At 47.9% G+C, this 18698-nt stretch carries 20 protein-coding genes and 1 pseudogene; 14 read left to right on the top strand and 7 right to left on the bottom strand.

Annotated elements, in window-relative coordinates:
- Positions 1-217: 217 nt before the first annotated feature.
- Positions 218-1159, bottom strand: coding sequence for a LysR family transcriptional regulator (locus tag AACH44_RS09830; protein ID WP_261847535.1), 942 nt, complete (start codon positions 1157-1159; stop codon positions 218-220).
- Between the two features lie 103 nt (positions 1160-1262).
- Between AACH44_RS09830 and AACH44_RS09825 the strand changes: the two genes are divergently transcribed.
- Both AACH44_RS09825 and AACH44_RS09820 read left to right on the top strand, forming a co-directional pair.
- Complete coding sequence (locus AACH44_RS09825; RefSeq protein WP_261847536.1) at positions 1263-1895, top strand: NADPH-dependent F420 reductase; 633 nt, start codon at positions 1263-1265, stop codon at positions 1893-1895.
- A 34-nt stretch (positions 1896-1929) separates the two neighbouring features.
- The gene (locus AACH44_RS09820) at positions 1930-2760 is read left to right on the top strand and encodes an isochorismatase family protein (RefSeq protein ID WP_261847537.1); all 831 of its coding nucleotides are present in this window, start codon (positions 1930-1932) and stop codon (positions 2758-2760) included.
- A 90-nt stretch (positions 2761-2850) separates the two neighbouring features.
- On the opposite strand, the gene AACH44_RS09815 is transcribed toward AACH44_RS09820, so the two are convergent.
- Complete coding sequence (locus tag AACH44_RS09815) at positions 2851-4407, bottom strand: TerC family protein (RefSeq protein WP_261847538.1); 1557 nt, start codon at positions 4405-4407, stop codon at positions 2851-2853.
- Positions 4408-4975: 568 nt separating this feature from the next.
- Here AACH44_RS09815 and manX point away from each other — a divergent pair.
- The 5 genes from manX (at position 4976) to mntP (ending at position 9318) form a co-directional block, all read left to right on the top strand.
- Positions 4976-5944: a PTS mannose transporter subunit IIAB gene (manX, locus tag AACH44_RS09810; protein WP_261847539.1), complete on the top strand. Its 969-nt coding sequence runs from the start codon at positions 4976-4978 to the stop codon at positions 5942-5944.
- 189 nt (positions 5945-6133) lie between these two features.
- Positions 6134-6931, top strand: coding sequence for a PTS mannose/fructose/sorbose transporter subunit IIC (locus AACH44_RS09805; protein ID WP_039300201.1), 798 nt, complete (start codon positions 6134-6136; stop codon positions 6929-6931).
- A gap of 14 nt (positions 6932-6945) precedes the next feature.
- The gene (locus AACH44_RS09800; protein ID WP_261847540.1) at positions 6946-7788 is read left to right on the top strand and encodes a PTS mannose transporter subunit IID; all 843 of its coding nucleotides are present in this window, start codon (positions 6946-6948) and stop codon (positions 7786-7788) included.
- A 74-nt stretch (positions 7789-7862) separates the two neighbouring features.
- A complete protein-coding gene (locus AACH44_RS09795) occupies positions 7863-8321 on the top strand; it encodes a DUF986 family protein (protein ID WP_261847541.1) in 459 nt (152 codons plus the stop codon).
- 424 nt (positions 8322-8745) lie between these two features.
- The gene (mntP, locus tag AACH44_RS09790; protein ID WP_261847542.1) at positions 8746-9318 is read left to right on the top strand and encodes a manganese efflux pump MntP; all 573 of its coding nucleotides are present in this window, start codon (positions 8746-8748) and stop codon (positions 9316-9318) included.
- A 64-nt stretch (positions 9319-9382) separates the two neighbouring features.
- Here mntP and rlmA read toward each other — a convergent pair whose 3' ends face one another.
- The 3 genes from rlmA to AACH44_RS09775 form a co-directional block, all read right to left on the bottom strand.
- Positions 9383-10213 (bottom strand): 23S rRNA (guanine(745)-N(1))-methyltransferase, encoded by an 831-nt coding sequence (rlmA, locus tag AACH44_RS09785; protein ID WP_261847543.1) that lies wholly within the window; start codon positions 10211-10213, stop codon positions 9383-9385.
- A gap of 107 nt (positions 10214-10320) precedes the next feature.
- A complete protein-coding gene (cspE, locus tag AACH44_RS09780) occupies positions 10321-10530 on the bottom strand; it encodes a transcription antiterminator/RNA stability regulator CspE (protein ID WP_005968829.1) in 210 nt (69 codons plus the stop codon).
- A 41-nt stretch (positions 10531-10571) separates the two neighbouring features.
- Positions 10572-10688 carry a DUF2627 domain-containing protein gene (locus AACH44_RS09775; protein ID WP_015730422.1) on the bottom strand — a complete coding sequence of 39 codons (117 nt, stop codon included), beginning with the start codon at positions 10686-10688 and terminating at the stop codon, positions 10572-10574.
- Positions 10689-11627: 939 nt separating this feature from the next.
- On the opposite strand from AACH44_RS09775, the gene AACH44_RS09770 reads away from it, so the two are divergent.
- The 5 genes from AACH44_RS09770 to AACH44_RS09750 all read left to right on the top strand — a co-directional run bounded on the left by AACH44_RS09770 (position 11628) and on the right by AACH44_RS09750 (position 16254).
- Positions 11628-12542 carry a metal ABC transporter substrate-binding protein gene (locus AACH44_RS09770; protein WP_261847544.1) on the top strand — a complete coding sequence of 305 codons (915 nt, stop codon included), beginning with the start codon at positions 11628-11630 and terminating at the stop codon, positions 12540-12542.
- The gene (locus tag AACH44_RS09765) at positions 12539-13429 is read left to right on the top strand and encodes a manganese/iron ABC transporter ATP-binding protein (protein WP_261847545.1); all 891 of its coding nucleotides are present in this window, start codon (positions 12539-12541) and stop codon (positions 13427-13429) included. The genes AACH44_RS09770 and AACH44_RS09765 overlap by 4 nt, the downstream gene beginning before the upstream one ends.
- Entirely contained in the window at positions 13429-14292 is an 864-nt protein-coding gene (locus AACH44_RS09760) for a metal ABC transporter permease (RefSeq protein WP_261847546.1), read from the top strand. The genes AACH44_RS09765 and AACH44_RS09760 overlap by 1 nt, the downstream gene beginning before the upstream one ends.
- The gene (locus AACH44_RS09755; protein WP_261847547.1) at positions 14289-15146 is read left to right on the top strand and encodes a metal ABC transporter permease; all 858 of its coding nucleotides are present in this window, start codon (positions 14289-14291) and stop codon (positions 15144-15146) included. The genes AACH44_RS09760 and AACH44_RS09755 overlap by 4 nt, the downstream gene beginning before the upstream one ends.
- A gap of 247 nt (positions 15147-15393) precedes the next feature.
- A complete protein-coding gene (locus AACH44_RS09750; protein ID WP_261847548.1) occupies positions 15394-16254 on the top strand; it encodes a fructosamine kinase family protein in 861 nt (286 codons plus the stop codon).
- Between the two features lie 89 nt (positions 16255-16343).
- On the opposite strand, the gene AACH44_RS09745 is transcribed toward AACH44_RS09750, so the two are convergent.
- Entirely contained in the window at positions 16344-16892 is a 549-nt protein-coding gene (locus AACH44_RS09745) for a YniB family protein (RefSeq protein ID WP_261847549.1), read from the bottom strand.
- Between the two features lie 187 nt (positions 16893-17079).
- Here AACH44_RS09745 and hxpB point away from each other — a divergent pair, with 187 nt between their 5' ends.
- On the top strand, positions 17080-17745 hold the full coding sequence (gene hxpB / locus AACH44_RS09740) for a hexitol phosphatase HxpB (RefSeq protein WP_261847550.1): 666 nt from the start codon (positions 17080-17082) through the stop codon (positions 17743-17745).
- A 93-nt stretch (positions 17746-17838) separates the two neighbouring features.
- On the opposite strand, the gene AACH44_RS09735 is transcribed toward hxpB, so the two are convergent.
- Positions 17839-18171 carry a cupin domain-containing protein gene (locus AACH44_RS09735; protein ID WP_261847640.1) on the bottom strand — a complete coding sequence of 111 codons (333 nt, stop codon included), beginning with the start codon at positions 18169-18171 and terminating at the stop codon, positions 17839-17841.
- Between the two features lie 308 nt (positions 18172-18479).
- Between AACH44_RS09735 and AACH44_RS09730 the strand changes: the two are divergent.
- Positions 18480-18689, top strand: a pseudogene (locus AACH44_RS09730) (5-dehydro-4-deoxy-D-glucuronate isomerase); the annotation flags it as partial.
- Positions 18690-18698: the final 9 nt, after the last annotated feature.

Genomic DNA, 18698 nt, shown 5'->3' with positions numbered 1-18698 from the left:
ACGCCATTCGCCCCTTTTTTATCAACGATAAAAGTCCGCCAACTTGACATAATATCGTTCACTCTGGCCCACAAAACTTTCCCTTGAACAGAATGGCGGAATTAGCCCCGCCATTCTGTTTGCCGTTGACAACTCAATTTAATCAGCAGCGCACACCATGCTATATATGGCTAAGGCTGATACATTACGATAGTGCACATATTCCATGATTGGTCGTTCACTTTCCCGTTAATAATTTTTCCCACGGGTCATAAGCGGATAATAGCCATGTCTTAGGTCGTAAAGAATCGGATAGAAAATCACGTAAAAGCTGCACTTTGAGTGGTAATAATGTGCGTGTAGGATAAAGCGCGTGTATTCCGAGTGTTTGCGCTTGCCAGTCTGGCATAATTTCCACCAACCTCCCCTTGAGAATATCGCTATATACCAGAAAGTCTGGTTGCAAGATTATCCCTTGACTTTCGATAGCAAGAAATCGGCATGTTGCACCATTATTAACATTGAGACGCGGGTGAATACTCACTTTTATTTGTTCTCTTTTTTCCTTACAAAATAACCATTCGTTGCCACTGGAGTTATAACTATAAGCAATCACTACGTGTTTATCTAAATCTATAGGATGTAGCGGTGTACCCCATACGCGAAGATATTCAGGTGAAGCGCACAATATTAGGCGAGTTGTTGCCAACAAAGATGATACCAGCGTTGAATCAGGCAGATTGCCGATGCGGACGACTAAATCGTATCCTTCTTCTACTGGATCAACGTTACGATCAGAAAGAACAATATCAAGCTCAACTTTCGGGTTTTTATCCATAAACTGTCCCCACAGTGGAGCTAGCTGGAGTACACCGAAATCCTGCGGTACGCCAATCCGCAAGCGACCGTGTGCCTGATTGGCTCGTGTGCAGACTTGATTTTCAGCCTCTTCGATAACCGATAGCACCTCTTTACAACGCAGGTAATAAATTTGGCCTTCATTAGTCAAAGAAATACGCCGCGTAGTGCGATGGAGTAATCTTACGCCCAAAAATTTTTCTAACTCAATGACTTGCCGTGATACGGCTGGCTTTGAAAACCCGGTACTTTCCACCGCTTTGACAAAACTTCCTGCTTTCACTACCGCAACAAAGGTAGCCATCGCTTGCAATTTATCCATTATCTCCCCCTGCGAGACAATATATCTAATTCCTCGTTATTTATCATTACTAACATTACTAATAAAGTGTTGTTGATACTTTTACTTCACAAGAGATTACACAATGAAAATTGCCGTTATAGGTACTGGGAATATGGGTCAGGGGTTTGTCAAACAACTCACCTTAGCGGGGCATGAAGTCCGTGTCACTGCACGTGATCTCACCAAAGCCAGAGCGCTGGCCGATCAATATGCTGGGGCTGTGGCAGTGGCATCAGGTGACGCATTGCAGGATTCAGACATCGCGATTTTAGCGGTAGGCTACAATGATACACGCTCCGCCTTACAGTCTCTTGGCGATCTAAATGGGAAAGTGATCGTTGATATAACCAACCCACTCACCGCTGACTACATGGGATTAACCCTTGGCCATGATACCTCTGCGGGAGAGGAAATCGCGAAAATGGTTCCTGGCGCTATTGTTGTTAAAGCATTTAACACGATTTTTGCTCAAGTGTTGGCTGACGGGGCGAAATTTTCCCAGAATGAAACTGTCCCGGTTTTTTATGCTACGGATAGCGAATCAGCAAAAGAAACTGTCCGCGAATTAATCGACAGTATCGGATTCTCTCCGGTAGACGCTGGCGGACTAAAAAATGCTCGTTATCTGGAACCACTCGGTGGACTAAATATTTATTTTGGTTACGGGGCGGGTAAAGGAACTCAAATTTCACCGACCTGGATTAGCCGTAGTTAATTCACTTTCTATTATTCTTATTTTCAGGAAAATTATGTCTCATATAAAATTGACTCAACTCTCTATTGCTTTAACAATATTTTGTTTTTCCTCTTTTTCTTTTGCAGATCAGAAATCAACAGATATTGTGAGTCCTATTACGAATAAGGTTTTTCCATATAAAACGAGTCCTTCAGAAGCACGCAAAGCTGGCCGCGTGGCGTATGATAAACCGACGCCTGAAAATAGTATTATGCTGTTTGTCGATCACCAAGTGGGGCTGATGGCAAGCGTTCGAGATTTTCAACAGGCATCAGGCTATAAAAATAATGTTGTTGCCTTAGCGCAAATGGCTAAAGCATTAGATATCCCTGTATTAATTACGAGCTCCAATGCTCAATGGCAGAATGGCGATACTCTGCCGGAACTAAAAGAAATATTCAAAGATCAACCCATTTACCGTCGTACAGGGATTATCAACGCCTATGAAGATCCAACGTTCCGTAAGGCTTTAGAGGATTTAGTTGCCAAAACGGGTCGTCGGCACATTATTATTTCCGGTGTCACATTGGGAACCTGTGTAACCTTACCGACATTGGCAATGATAAATGATGGGTATCAAGTCTATCCGGTTGTTGATGCCTCCGGCGCATGGAGCAAATACGAGGCGGATGCAGCGATGCAGAGAATGACGGCGGCTGGTGCTGAGCTTGAAAGTGTATTTGCGCTTGGTGCAGAATTACAAGCAGACTGGAAAAACCCAACCGCTGACGCGATGCTTCCGCCATTTATCAATGGGTTACCAGAATATGGCTGGGTATTACAGAACTATTGGAACAATGCTAACCAACATACCGTTCCCGATCCTTTTAAAGTAGTAAAGTAATATAACGTAGTCTCTGCCCAGTTCCTTTTCAACAAAAAACACCCTGCCAGCGTACTGCTCGCAGGGTGTGATCATCGCGCACGACGGTGCTTATGCGTCTTCATCCTCTTCCCGATCGACGATGCGTTCTACACGCACCAGTTCAATACGGTATTCGGAAACTTCGACGATATGGAAGCGCAGGTGGTACAACTCGATGACCTCGCCGACTTTCGGGAATTCATCACTGTGCGCCAGCAACATGCCTGCCAACGATGCATACTCTTCCTTTGGATCAACCAGATCGCTGCTATCCACGACCTGTTGCAAAGCGTGCAGGTCCGTTCCGCCTTTCACTAACCAGCCTTCGCCGTCAGGGATGATATCCAACGTTTCGTCTTCATCCGGGAACTCACCCGCGATGGCTTCCAGCACGTCCAGCGGCGTGACCAATCCTTGCACCACGCCAAATTCGTTGGCGATAATAACCAAACTGCCTTTCGCACGACGCAAAACCGGCAGCAGGTTAATGACATCCAGCGTTTCAGGTACGACAATCGGCGGATTAGCGGCGGCAAAGCTTTCCACATCCGTTTGCGTTTCCAGCGCCACCAGCAGGTCTTTGGCACGGACGACACCGATAATTTCATCCAGCGAACCGCGGCATATCGGGAACAGGCTGTGAGGCGTATCCAGCAATTGCATACGGATCTGTTCGACAGAACTCGCGCTATCCACCCAGGAGATTTCAGTACGCGGCGTCATCACGCTACGCAGCGAACGTGAGGCTAACGTCAGCACACCGCTGATCATATTGCGCTCTTCTTCGGCGAATTCCTCTGTCGTGAGTTTCTTCTGCGGTTCATCCGCATCCACATCGTCCGTATTTTTCCGTGAACCCATCAGGCGCAAAATGGCCTCTGCGGTACGTTCACGCAAGGGGCGGTGCGACTGATGCTTCATAAAGTTATGACGGGCAATTTGGTTAAACAGTTCGATCAGGATAGAGAAACCAATCGCAGCATACAGGTAGCCTTTCGGTATGTGGAAACCGAAACCTTCCGCCATGAGGCTCAGACCAATCATCAGCAAGAAGCTGAGGCACAGGACAACCACCGTTGGGTGCTCGTTAACGAAGTTGGTCAGTGGCTTAGAAGCAATCAGCATCACGCCCATCGCAATGATCACCGCCGTCATCATAACGCCCAGGTGGTCTACCATCCCCACGGCGGTAATTACAGCATCCAGCGAGAACACGGCGTCCAGCACGACGATCTGCGCAACCACAGCCCAGAAGTTGGCATGCGCGCGATTACCATTGCCGTCGTGCGTTTTATTTTCTAGCCGTTCATGCAACTCCATCGTGGCTTTGAACAAGAGGAACATACCGCCGAATAGCAGAATCAGGTCACGCCCTGAGAAACTGAAATCGCCAACGCTAAACAGTGGGCGCGTCAGTGTGACCATCCAGGAAATCAAAGACAACAGGCCCAGACGCATGAATAACGCCAGGCTTAAACCGATAATGCGGGCTTTATCTCGCTGCTTGGGAGGTAATTTATCTGCCAAAATGGCGATAAACACCAAATTGTCGATACCCAGAACAATTTCAAGTACCACCAGCGTCAATAGGCCTGCCCAGATTGAAGGATCTAGCAAAAATTCCATGTCAGACTCCAGAAAATGAACGAGCAGATGACATCAACGCATGAGCCGCATTGAATGGTAATAAAAAGAGTTGATGTGAATCAGAGAGATTCTGAACGTGGTCTGAGTGACCAACTGAGTACAGAAAACCGCCAGCATTAGCGGGAAAACAGAGAACGTTTTGTCGGTGACAGTCCATGGGAAGGGCTGATGCCCGGTGCTCCTAAGCAATTTAAGGGATATTTACTCTAACAGGTTGTTACCGTTTTTCACAAAGAATTTCTTAGACTGGCTTCGCATTGATAACTCGCTCAAATTTTCTGATTTCACACCGTTTTGTCCCCCTGCTTAACTGGTCAGCATTAGAGCATCATCACACTATTTATTTTTTCGATAACTAAAATAAATCTGTCAGTCACGATTTTTCGCCTGACAACCTGGAGGAACACAGCGAAATGTCATGAATGCACGGTAAAATTTTTTCTTGTAGCCATACTAATACCGCGACGGTTAACGCTCAGTGACTGAACGCTAACCCGATTTCCTGACACATTGACTCTTTTTGATCGTGAACGTGAGGAGGTAGCAAGTGAGTATTGCAATCATGTTATGCACTCACGGCGCCACTGCGGGACCGCTGTTAAAAACAGCAGAAATGATTCTTGGCGAACAAAGTAATATCGCCTGGATTGATTTCGTTCCTGGAGAAAACGCCGAAACATTGATAGAAAAATATCAGGAAAAACTCACGCAGTTAGACACATCGCAGGGCGTGCTGTTTCTCGTTGATACCTGGGGCGGCAGCCCGTTCAACGCCGCCAGTCGCCTCGTCACTGACAAAGAAAACCATGATGTTATCGCCGGCGTGAATATCCCTATGCTGGCGGAAACCTTTATGGCTCGGGATGATAACCCCTCCTTCTCCGATCTGGTTACCATCGCTCTGGAAGCCGGTAGAGAGGGTGTAAAAGCCCTGAAGCATCAGGAAAAACCCAAAGCAGCGCCCCCTTCTCCTCTACTCCCTCCAAAAACCAACACCGTACCCACACCAGCGGGATCCGGTGAACATATGAAGATTGGGTTGGCACGTATCGACGACCGTCTGATTCATGGTCAGGTCGCCACCCGCTGGACGAAAGAAACCAATGTTTCGCGCATTATTGTTGTCAGCGATGAGGTCGCCGCCGATCACGTGCGTAAAACGTTGCTGACTCAGGTTGCGCCGCCGGGCGTTACCGCCCACGTCGTGGATGTGGCAAAAGCGGTTCGTGTTTATGACAACCCGAAATATGCCGCCGATCGCGTAATGTTGCTGTTCACCAATCCGACGGATGTATTAACGCTGATCGAAAATGGCGTAAACATCACCTCGGTCAACATTGGTGGGATGGCATTCAAACAGGGGAAAACGCAGGTAAATAATGCTGTCTCTATTGATGAAAACGATATTGCGGCATTCCGTGAATTAGATAAACGCGGTATTGAATTGGAGGTTCGAAAAGTATCAACCGATTCCCGGATTAAAATGATGGATTTGATTAACAAAATGCCGCGTTGATGCCTGTCGTGCTGCGAAGGTCGTTAATGCCAATATCACTATCAATAATAGTTTTACAGACCTGGCGATTTTCAAGTTATGCCGATATTGAAAAGCTTTATATCGACATAGAAAGCTTTACGTTGACATTGAAAAACAACGGGGATGACGATTTATTTTTACTCAGACACATTTTATAGGAGAAGTACGATGGAAATTACCACACTTCAAATTGTGCTGATATTTCTCGTCGCATGTGTTTCGGGGATGGGTTCGATTCTTGATGAATTCCAGTTCCACCGTCCACTCGTCGCGTGTACGCTAATTGGTGCAGTATTAGGTGATTTAAAAACCGGGATCATTATTGGTGGTACGCTGGAAATGATCGCATTAGGCTGGATGAACATCGGTGCGGCAGTCGCACCCGATGCGGCGCTGGCTTCCATTATTTCAACCATTCTGGTTATTGCTGGCGGTCAGGGAATTGGGGCTGGGATTGCCCTGGCGATTCCACTTGCTGCGGCCGGGCAAGTCTTAACCATCATTGTTCGTACCATCACAGTTGCATTTCAACATGCGGCAGATAGCGCGGCAGAGCGCGGTAACCTGACGGCCATCAGTTGGATTCACGTCTCCGCCCTGCTGCTTCAAGCCATGCGTATCGCGATTCCTGCGGTTATTGTGGCAGTCTCTGTCGGTACTGACGCCGTTCACGCTCTGCTGAACTCCATCCCAGACGTTGTCACTAACGGCCTGAATATCGCTGGTGGGATGATTGTCGTCGTCGGTTACGCGATGGTCATCAACATGATGCGCGCGGGCTACCTGATGCCATTCTTCTATCTTGGCTTCGTGACCGCCGCGTTCACCGAGTTCAACCTGGTGGCGCTGGGCGTAATCGGTATTGTGATGGCAGTGCTATATATCCAGCTCAGCCCAAAATATAACAAGGTTCAAGGCCAGTCTGTTGCATCAGGCAATAACGGCCTTGATAACGAACTGGATTAACAGGAGTGAGAGAAATGGTCGAAAATACGAATGTTAAAAAACTCACTGACAGCGATATCCGCGCGGTGTTTATCCGTTCCAACCTGTTTCAAGGCTCCTGGAACTTTGAACGTATGCAGGCACTCGGCTTCTGTTTTTCGATGGTGCCGGTGATCCGCCGTCTTTATCCTGAAAATTCGGAAGAACGTAAACAAGCGATCAAGCGCCATCTGGAGTTCTTCAACACGCAGCCTTTTGTTGCCGCCCCGATACTCGGTGTAACAATGGCAATGGAAGAGCAACGTGCTAACGGAGCCCCGATTGACGACGCGGCGATAAACGGTCTGAAGGTTGGGTTGATGGGACCATTGGCTGGCGTCGGCGACCCGATATTTTGGGGAACCGCCCGCCCGGTGTTCGCTGCGCTAGGCGCGGGGATTGCCATGAGCGGCAGCCTGTTAGGGCCCGTCCTCTTCTTCGTCCTCTTTAACCTGATTCGCCTGCTGGTGCGTTACTATGGCGTCGCCTACGGCTACCGCAAGGGGATCGATATCGTCAGTGATATGGGCGGCGGTTTCCTGCAAAAAATGACCGAAGCAGCGTCTATCCTCGGCTTGTTCGTGATGGGAGCACTCGTCAATAAATGGACGCACGTCAACATTCCGATGGTGGTGTCGACGGTGACGAACCAGAACGGGGAAACCACGGTAACCACCGTTCAATCCATCCTCGACCAGCTCATGCCGGGGCTCGTTCCTCTACTGCTGACGTTCGGCTGCATGTGGCTATTGCGGCGTAAGGTGAATGCGCTGTGGTTGATCATGGGCTTCTTTGCCATCGGTATCTTCGGCTATTGGATCGGCCTGCTCGGCGTATAATGCTTACTCGTCGGGCACACAATGTGCCCGACGATTCTTTATCAACAGAGACGCAACGGACAAGGGGAATACGGATGACGATGACAGATATCACGCTGGTGGGATTGATTACTTTAGCACTGATTTATGCCATCTATGACGAATTCATCATGGATAAACTCAAAGGAAAAACACAGCTTCTCATCCCCCTGAAACGGATCAATCGACTCGACACCCTGATTTTTATCGGCTTAGTGGGTATTCTTATTTATCAAAATGTGATGAATAATGGCGCTGTTATCACAACCTATCTTTTGATTTCGCTGGCCTTCATGGCATGTTATCTGGCCTATATTCGCCGCCCAAAACTGTTTTTTAAATCAACCGGTTTCTTTCATGCGAATATATTCATTCCTTATACCAAAATTAAGAATATGAATTTATCTGAGGATGGCGTATTGGTCATCGAACTTGAAAAACGTCGTTTATTGATACAAGTTACACAGCTCGATGATTTAGAAAAAATATATAAATTTATGATTAACAATCAATGAAATGAAATTATCATTCAAATTATTTAAATAGTTTTCAATATACCCTTCCTATCTCGATGACACTTTAACCACAACAACCATGACGTTATTTTATCCGATTTCATCCTCAACAACCAAATGAAAATAATTATCAATTGCATTATTAACACTTAAAACTTTTGGTGTTGTTTGCAACATAAATAATATGGTAAGGTTGCGCCGTCATTGGGGAGTAGCCGATTTCTGATTAGCCAATATTCATAGTAACTGGTCAGAAATGCTCGTATCAACATACTCGTTCTATCTCCATATTATCGGAGCATAAAACGTGGTGCGGGCGGCCAAGCATGATTGGCAGGCGAGACCATAGACACGTAGGATCGTCATTCGGGTTGGGGATGGTCTGCGTGTATATGGTTAATCGTCCAGCCGAGGCTATTTTACAATGAATACGTCAGCAACACTTATCCTAGCATTTGGCATGTCAATGGATGCCTTCGCCGCGTCAATCGGTAAAGGTGCCGTCCTGCATAATCCCCGTTTTCGTGATGCGATACGCACGGGCCTCATTTTTGGCGTTATCGAAGCCATTACTCCACTCATCGGTTGGGTGCTTGGTTTTTTTGCCAGCCAATATATTCTCGAATGGGATCATTGGGTTGCTTTTACGCTGTTATTGATTTTGGGTGGTCGCATGATCGTTGAAGGCCTCAAAGGCTCTTCAGACTGCCGCTGCGAAAAAGTCAAAAATCATAGTCTGGCACTGTTAATCTGTACCGCCGTCGCCACCAGCCTGGATGCCATGGCAATCGGCGTTGGTCTGGCCTTCCTTCAGGTCAATATTTTCCATACCGCGATGGTGATTGGCTGTGCCACCATGATTATGGTTACGCTTGGGATGATGATTGGCCGTTACATTGGCCCGATTCTCGGTAAAAAAGCAGAAGTTATGGGTGGATTAGTTCTGATTGGTATCGGCTGTAATATCCTGTACGAACACCTCGGCTACGCTGCCTGATAAAAATACCTCTCATATTAATGGGCAGCCCGGCTATCGCGCTGCCCATTTTTATTCTTCTTGATTACGCTACCGCACCGCTCTCCACGCGCTGATGCAAACGGATAATAAAGTCCGTTTCACAGCTAAACTGCACAGTTGCCTGCAACCGAATACTCACATCAGGTGTTGCCCGCCAGGCAAAGGGGGTCATTTGCAACAGAGTTGCGGCCTCGTTTCCAGATAACTGCATTGGATACGTGAGCGTTTGCTGTACCATAGGTTGAAAGCCTGCGAGTGCTTCATCTTTATTCGGATGCAATAGCACCTCATCGTAGACTTCCGCCTTCAACTGATAAAGATGCCGTGGCCCTGGAGACACCGTCACCACCCAACCGCCAATCTTAACCGTGCGCTGTAGTTCTGCGTCATTGCACGGTGCATAGATTTTCACCACAGCATCAAGGGATGCGTCGCGAAAAGGTAGCCTCTGGCTGGATGCAACGCAAAACTCAACATTATCATACCGCTTTGCCGCACGCTGAATCGCTGCTTTGGAAACATCCAGTCCGTATATCGCCATCGCCTTGCGTGATGTGAGACGATGGGCCAACTCTGCGGTGTAATACCCTTCGCCACAGCCGATATCCAGCAGTGCTAACGCGTCATCCGGCACAATATTATCAATATGTTGTGCAACAGCATCACGTAGCGGTTGATAATGGCCAGCCTCCAGAAAACTGCGACGGGCCTGCATCATTTCGGCACTATCACCGGGCTGTTTTGAGCGCTTAAACTGTACCGGCAACAGGTTGACGTACCCTTCTTTCGCACAGTCAAAGCTATGTTTACCACACGTCCATTGCCGCGGGTGTCGCTCCAGGGGCAACTGGCATAGCGGACACTGATAACTCATCGGCACATTTTCCTCATTAAACACGTCGTCATTGCATTACGGGTGCAGATAAAACGCAGACAACAAAAAACCCGCACCATGGCGGGTTTTGCAACAGAGCTGTAAAATTACAGCGCAGTGACGTTTACTGCAGAAGGACCTTTCTGGCCATCCTGAATTTCGAACTCTACGTTCTGGCCTTCAGCCAGAGTTTTGAAGCCGTTGCCTTGAATTGCAGAGAAGTGTACGAATACATCTTTGCTGCCGTCAGCAGGAGTGATGAAACCAAAGCCTTTAGACTCGTTGAACCACTTAACCTGACCTTTAATCTTTGCCATTTCAAATATTTCCTTTAATTGTTTAAACCGCCCAAAAGGCGTTATACAGACAAACCAAAGTCGTTACTGCTTGAGGCACTAAGATAAGGATCGGCAGAGAAGTAGCACGCAACGCTAAAGGTTGTACCTAAGTCTTCTTTACTGAAAATGCCATTCATATACAGAACTGTACCTCGTTTTACCCAGAAGGGTTATTACACACTATGCAAACGATGGCAAGGCCTTTTTTATCAGTCATGGATACGCCGCACAAATTCACATCATTACTGATTCATTAATACACGATAGCACACACTGACACCTATATTCACAAGCCCGTTCTGGCATTACACAATAAGCACATTTCAGATTTTATTATGCACAAAATACGCGACAAATGTCGCATTTCTGGCACAACAGGCCGACAATCGTAACAAAAAGCGATAATTAGCCTTCTGTCACTAACAGATATTGAACATTAACGAGAAGCGTGATCCGCAGCGGTCACGCTTATATCAATGTTTAAAATCAATTATCATTTTTATGCTATCTATATCCTTTGCATTAATTCATTACATAATAGATAGTAACTAGCCTCTTGCTGTGCCAGGAATTAACTGGTTTGAACCAGTAGAACTAATAATGCCACCAAGAAGGTCAATAAAAATACACTCGCCAATTTCCAGCGTCGCTCTGATTTTGTGCTCATACGCTTCACAGTCCTTTCATATAAAAATAGAGACATCTCTCACACTCTTTATGGTTTATCGGCAGCAGCCACGATACTTTTAAGGTTACTTCAGATTTTTCTCTTTTTTGGGCGTAAATTTAACCATGTGTATAGCTATGTATAGCGACACGACAGTTCGCCCTCGTTACCGTTAGACTTTCGTTGTAACCTTAAGTACGATTCATTAAATTAAAGCAACATTTTTGTTACAAAAGGAGCATGATGCGTTCCTTATCTGCACAAGCACATACGACAAGCCAGCGAACCGCGATTGCTTGTATCATGAGCTCCCCTCGAATACTGACTCTCCGCGTTCTTTTGCCTCTTGACTTAAATGATATTGATAATTATTCTCAAATGACATCTCACGGTTTGTAAGGATATTTGCATGATCAGTTTTCACGCCCTTTTATCTGCCTTGTTCCGTTGTATTGCGCTACCGAGCGCCTTATTGCTTTTAGCCAGCACATCCGTACAGGCGGCTGAAAAACTAAAAGTAATCACCACCTTTACCATTATTCAGGACATCGCACAAAACATAGCAGGTGATGCCGCAACCGTCGAATCCATCACCAAACCGGGTGCAGAAATTCATGATTATCAACCGACGCCACGCGATATTGTTAAAACACAGTCTGCGCAGTTGGTGCTGTGGAATGGTATGAACCTTGAGCGCTGGTTTACGCGCTTTTTCGAAAATGTAAAAAACGTGCCCGCTGTCGTAGTAACGGAAGGTATCACCCCCCTCCCTATTCGCGAGGGTGCCTATAATGGCAATCCGAATCCGCATGCCTGGATGTCCCCTTCCAATGCGTTAATCTATATTGAGAATATCCGCAAAGGTTTGGTTCAAGCCGATCCAGCCAATGCGGAGACCTATAACCGTAACGCCAAGGCCTATGCTGAAAAAATTACGGCGCTCGATGCACCGTTGCGTGAGCGCCTCTCCCGTATCCCAGAGCCTCAGCGGTGGTTAGTCACCAGTGAAGGCGCATTCAGCTATCTGGCGAAGGATTATCAGTTCAATGAAGTCTATCTCTGGCCAATCAACGCCGATGAACAAGGCTCGCCACAGCAGGTTCGTCGGGTGATTGATACCGTGCGTGAAAAGGCGATTCCTGTAGTTTTCAGTGAAAGCACGATTTCTGATAAACCAGCAAAACAGGTCAGCAAAGAAACGGGCGCAAAATATGGCGGCGTATTGTATGTTGATTCGCTGTCGACAGAAAAAGGTCCTGTGCCAACCTATATCGACCTGTTACAAGTGACGGTGGAAACCATCGCGAAAGGATTTAATCAATGAGTGGTGATCGATCAGAACAGTCATTAGAAGTCAATGATGTTTCGGTTACTTACAGCAACGGGCATCAGGCTATTCGCCACGCCTCTTTTTCTCTGACCGGCGGTACGATTTGCGCCTTAGTCGGCGTAAATGGCAGTGGGAAATCGACGTTATTCAAAAGTATCATGGGGTTAGTCAAACCAACCTCAGGACAGGTGCTGCTCAATCAGCAACCCATCTACCAAGCGCTGAAACAGAATCTGGTTGCTTACGTTCCGCAAACAGAAGACGTAGACTGGAATTTTCCCGTGCTGGTTGCCGACGTGGTCATGATGGGACGCTACGGACGGATGAATTTCCTGCGTATTCCCAGTAAACAAGATCGCGCCATTGTGGCGGAATCATTGGAGCGCGTCGGGCTGTCGACACTGCAACATCGCCAAATCGGCGAGTTGTCCGGCGGCCAAAAAAAACGCGTCTTTCTGGCCCGGGCGCTGGCTCAACAAGGCAGCGTTTTACTGCTCGATGAGCCTTTTACGGGGGTGGACGTCAAAACAGAGAACGCCATCATCGAACTACTTCGTACCTTGCGCGATGAAGGACATCTGATTCTGGTAGCCACCCATAACCTCGGTAGCGTTCCAGAGTTTTGTGACAATGTTATTTTGGTCAATCGCACTGTGCTAGCCGCTGGGCCGACGCACAGCACCTTTACCCAAAGTAATTTGGAAAAAACGTTCGGTGGTGTTCTGCGACACATCAACCTTGGGGGATCTCACCTTCACGATGATGACGATGCCCGCTCGGTGACGGTATTAACTGACGATGAACGTCCGGCTGTGTTCTACGGTTCGACTAAGAGCGACCCTCCTGCGTCACGCGCGATACCGGAGGAGAAAAAGCCCTGATGATCGATATCCTGCTACAGCCATTCAACTATAACTATATGGTCAAAGCGATCTGGGTCAGCGCCATTGTCGGTGGCGTATGTGCCTTTCTTTCGGCGTACTTGATGCTGAAAGGCTGGTCGCTGATGGGGGATGCCCTCTCCCACTCTGTCGTTCCCGGCGTCGCGGGTGCCTATGCATTGGGCCTGCCCTACGCTGCCGGCGCATTTTTTACTGGCATGCTCGCCGCGCTGGCGATGACCCTTATCCGTCACATTACCCGATTGCGCGAAGATGCGATCATCGGCTTTATTTTCTCAACGTTTTTCGCCGTCGGTCTGCTGATTATTTCGCTCAATCCGACATCCGTTAACGTGCAATCCATCATTTTCGGTAATATTTTGGGAATTGCCGACGAAGATATTCTGCAAGTTGAGATCATTATTGGCGTAACGTTCGTGATTCTCTGCCTACTGTGGAAGGATCTGCTGGCTGTGTTTTTTGATGAGAACCATGCCCGTTCGATTGGCCTTTCTCCACTAAAACTGAAAATTCTCTTCTTTACGCTGCTGAGCGCCTGTACTGTCGCGGCATTGCAAACCGTTGGCGCGATTTTGGTCATCGCGATGGTGATTACGCCGGGTGCCACAGCTTACCTGCTCACCGACCGGTTTGGCCGCCTGGTTATAATTTCGATTGTGCTCGGTGCACTCACCAGTGCAGTGGGGGCGTATTTGAGCTTTTTCCTTGATGGCGCAACGGGCGGCGTGATTGTCACGTTGCAAACCATTGTCTTCCTGCTGGCGTTTGTCTTTGCTCCCAAGCATGGGTTACTGGCCTCACGCCGCCTGCGATTGCGCGATCAATCAGGAGACGCGTTATGATGCTAATTAGCTGGCTAACCGATCCCCTGTCTTATCCGTTCATGCAACGAGCCTTACTCGCCGCCGTCGTCACGGGTACGGTTTGCGCGGTATTGTCCTGCTATCTGGTGCTGAAAGGCTGGTCGCTAATGGGTGATGCTATTTCGCATGCCGTGTTGCCCGGTATCGTTGTCGCGTTTCTACTGGGGATTCCACTGGTCATCGGCGCTTTTGTTTCCGGTATTTTCTGTGCGATAGCGACAGGATATGTAAAAGAGCACAGCCGGGTCAAAGAAGATACGGTAATGGGGATCATTTTTTCCGGCATGTTTGCGCTGGGGCTCGTCATGTTTGCACGCATCGATACCGATCAGCACCTAAACCATATTCTGTTTGGTAACGTGCTAGGCATCACTCAGCAAGAACTGACGCAAATATTACTGATTGCAGGGGTGACATTGGCCGTCATCTTGTTAAAACGGCGAGATTTCATGCTGTACTGCTTCGATCCTAATCATGCCCGCGTCATTGGCCTGCCCGTTAAGCTACTGCACTACGGGTTACTGAGCTTGCTGGCAATGACCATCGTCGCATCATTACAGGCCGTCGGCGTTATTTTGGTGATCGCGATGCTAATTGCGCCGGGGATCGTTGCTTTTATGGTCTGTAAACGCTTCGAGTATATGGTTCTTGTCGCGACGCTGGTTTCCGTCATTTCCTGTATTGCTGGCACCCTGATCAGTTTTTACATTGATGGGGCGACGGGTCCTTGCATCGTCATCGTTCAGGCGCTGTTCTTCATATTAGCCCTGACGTACCACCAGCTCAAACTACGTCGTCAAGCAGCATCCCAGATTGTCACTGATGCACTGTAGTGCCTTGCTTCTCTGCCCCAACATGGCGTAGCCGGAACGCAACTGCCGGTTACGTCATCATCTAACGAATTGAGCGCCATCCTAACGTCGTTATTTTTAATTCCGACTATACTTGTCTCTCGCTATATCTATCGATCGGTTATCACTGTGCTGTAGATTCCATTTTTATTGCGCTCAATGGGTTACCGTAAACGAATCACCCAGTGAACAGCAGGATATCGGGCAACATCAACGGGAGGATGACCTTATGTGGCAAGCTATCAGCCGACTTTTGGAAGAGCATCACGGTACTGCGGACATTCAGGAACATCGCGAATTGTCCGGTGGTGAAATACATCCAGCCTGGTACGTCCGCTACGGCGAGCATGACGTCTTCGTAAAATGCGATAGCCGTGAAATGCTCGCTAAATTCACCGCTGAAGCCGACCAACTTCACTTACTGAGCCGCAGTAATACCGTGCGTGTACCCGCCGTCTACGGTGTCGGCAGTTCACGCGATCACAGCTTCCTGCTTCTACAATATCTGCCTGTCAAACCGTTGGATGCCCACAGCGCGTGGTGTCTGGGCGAGCAGCTAGCACGCCTGCACCAGTGGAGCGATCAACCACAGTTTGGATTGGATTTTGATAATGACCTCTCGACAACGCCTCAGCCCAACAGTTGGCAGCGGCGTTGGGCGACCTTTTTTGCCGAACAGCGTATTGGGTGGCAGCTACAACTGGCGGCGGAAAAAGGAATGCATTTTGGTCACATTGAAACGCTGATCGCACGCGTTGAGGAACGTCTCGCGGGGCACCTGCCCCAGCCCTCACTTTTGCATGGCGATCTGTGGCCAGATAATTGTGCAAATAGTCAGGATGGCAGTTATCTGTTCGATCCAGCCTGTTATTGGGGGGACAGAGAGTGTGATTTAGCGATGCTGCCACGCTATCCGGCTCTACCTGCGCAGATTTATGATGGCTACCAGAGCGTATGGCCGCTGGATAAAGGCTTTATCGATCGCCAACCCATTTACCAGATTTACTATCTGCTTAACCGCGCCAATCTTTTCGGTGGCAAACATATTGTTGAAGCGCAACAGCTTATAGAACGTCAGCTTTTGATTTAAGACGAGGTGTTTGCTCGCAGCCAACAAGTTTACTCTACGGTAAGAAAGAGGTTTCAACATCTGGCGCAATCTCTGCGCCAGACTATCACTCAGACTGGCAATCCTAATAAACGCAACGCCAGGTAGCCAATCCCTGCGATAATTAGCGGCAGAATATAAAGCGGAAAGAATTGCACAAATATCGTATGCGCAGGAACAATGACACGCGATTCCAGTGTCTCTCGCGTGTTCCCACCCTCTCCCTTCATTTTTTCCAGAATTAGCTGATCCTCAATGCCTTCTTTAATGACCTTCGCCTGACGAGACATGCGGGCACCCGAAACCTGCAACGCAAGGCCAATAAAAATCAGGATGTAGATCAGCCAAAACATCAGCGTCGCGGTGCTGAAAAAATGTGTGAAATCTGGCACAGGTGAGTTGTACCAAAAGATGTTCAGGAAAGGCGTATTAAAGCGCACCATATCGACCATTAAATGTAGAAAATCCAGAAGTACAGCATCGATACCCTGTTTTTTCTGCGTATAGGCGTAGAGATAATTAGCCAGCGAGACGAAGGTTGAAAGCAGCGCGGGGATAAAAAGTATCCATCCGGCAAGGCGTTTAACCACGGCAATACGGCCAGCCTGTTGATACGTCATGAGAACCCCTTCTTAGCGACGCAACATCGATAATATTTCGTTTTAGTACGACGGATAGCCTACTGTAAGTTTACGTGCAGTCAATACTTTATCTCCCGCCTAGCCTGAGTTGTCCCCTGCCACTCGACTTATTCAGGGTATAGTTTACCATTAAATATTCTTTTTCTTTGCTGATGGAGCCCGTGGTATGTCCTTTGATTCCTCTATACGAGCGGCGATTTTCGATATGGATGGGCTGCTGATTGATTCAGAACCACTGTGGGATAAGGCCGAACTGGAAGTTATCGCTTCGCTAGGCGTCGATATTTCACTACGAGAATCAATGAAAGACACGCTGGGCTTGCGCATCGATATGGTGGTCGAACTTTGGTATCAACATTCTCCCTGGGCGACTCCAGGTCGAGATGACGTTGTCCGCCGCATTATCGATCGCGCCATCGAACTCGTTGCTGAGCAGCGCCCTCTTCTGCCCGGCGTAGAATATGCGCTGCAACTGTGTCGTGAACAGAACCTTAAAATTGGACTAGCTTCCGCTTCGCCGCTCCGTATGCAGCAGCAGGTGCTGCGCATGTTTAATCTGGAGCACTATTTTGATGTCCTAATGTCAGCCGAGACACTGCCGTATAGCAAACCCCACCCCGAAGTGTATTTAAATGCAGCAAACGGACTCGGCATTTCTCCTGCACAGTGCGTGACGCTGGAAGATTCGGTGAATGGCATGATCGCAACCAAAGCAGCACGCATGCGTTCAATCGTTATTCCACAGGCTGAATTTCGTGCTGACGCACGCTGGGTGCTGGCCGACTATAAGCTAGACTCACTAAATCAACTGGCTGAGGAGCATTTGGTCTAGGGTCAGAAAAGTAGCAGAATAGAACGAGAACGGTAGGAATCGCGGGATATTGCGAAAGCGTGGCTGGCTATATACCCGCCACGCAGTGAGGCATTACAGGAAATCAGCTCGCTTAGGCGAGAAAGCATCGATCAGAACGCTGCCATCTTCCAGCGAAACCACACCATGCATCTCAGGTTTCACCGCCAGATAGGCGTCGCCCGCTTTCAGGATACGTTTCTCACCTTCGATCTCCACTTCAAAGCTGCCAGCAGCAACATAAGCAATCTGATCGTGAATCTCATGGAAGTGCGGCGTACCAATCGCACCTTTATCAAAGTGCACGTAAACCATCATCAGCTCATCGCTCCACGTCATGATTTTACGTTTAATGCCACCGCCCAGCTCTTCCCATGGCGTTTCATCATCAATAAAAAATCTTCTCATCATCATCTCTCCTCTAACGCTTTTATTGCCCATACCTTCTATTGCGTCAACAAACTGTGCACGGCAACGAGTGTATGACTATGGATTGCGACATTTTAGCCACATCAGTACCAGAAGAAACATAAAATAAGCAAAACCATGACGGCCCTCAAGAAATAAATAAAACATTATTTCATTTTTATTGAATTCACATCCCATCCAAACTATCATCCCGCATAACAAGAAAGAACCGGGCAGGTTAAAGGATAGGTGACGTTGTCACTGCCACGCGACATCATCTGTTTCGCCCGGTGCTTTCGCCAGGAGCGGTTAATGATGAAATGGCCGTTTTCCACATGATGGGTCAATCACAGGAAACCCGTCACATAGTTATAAAAAACGAGCAGGCGGTGATTTCACTGAGCTGGTCAATTCATTCCGGTGTTGGCACCAGACGCTACACCTTTATCTGGGGCATAGTTGACGAGAATCAAGTTTTCGGTGACATGGATCACGTCAAAGTTAGCGAGTTACGTTAATCGCTTTCA

This window comes from Pectobacterium araliae, from assembly GCF_037076465.1.
GTDB classification, from domain to species: Bacteria; Pseudomonadota; Gammaproteobacteria; order Enterobacterales; family Enterobacteriaceae; genus Pectobacterium; species Pectobacterium araliae.
Note: the sequence above shows the minus strand (reverse complement) of the source record. Positions and strands in the feature narration are given on the sequence as shown.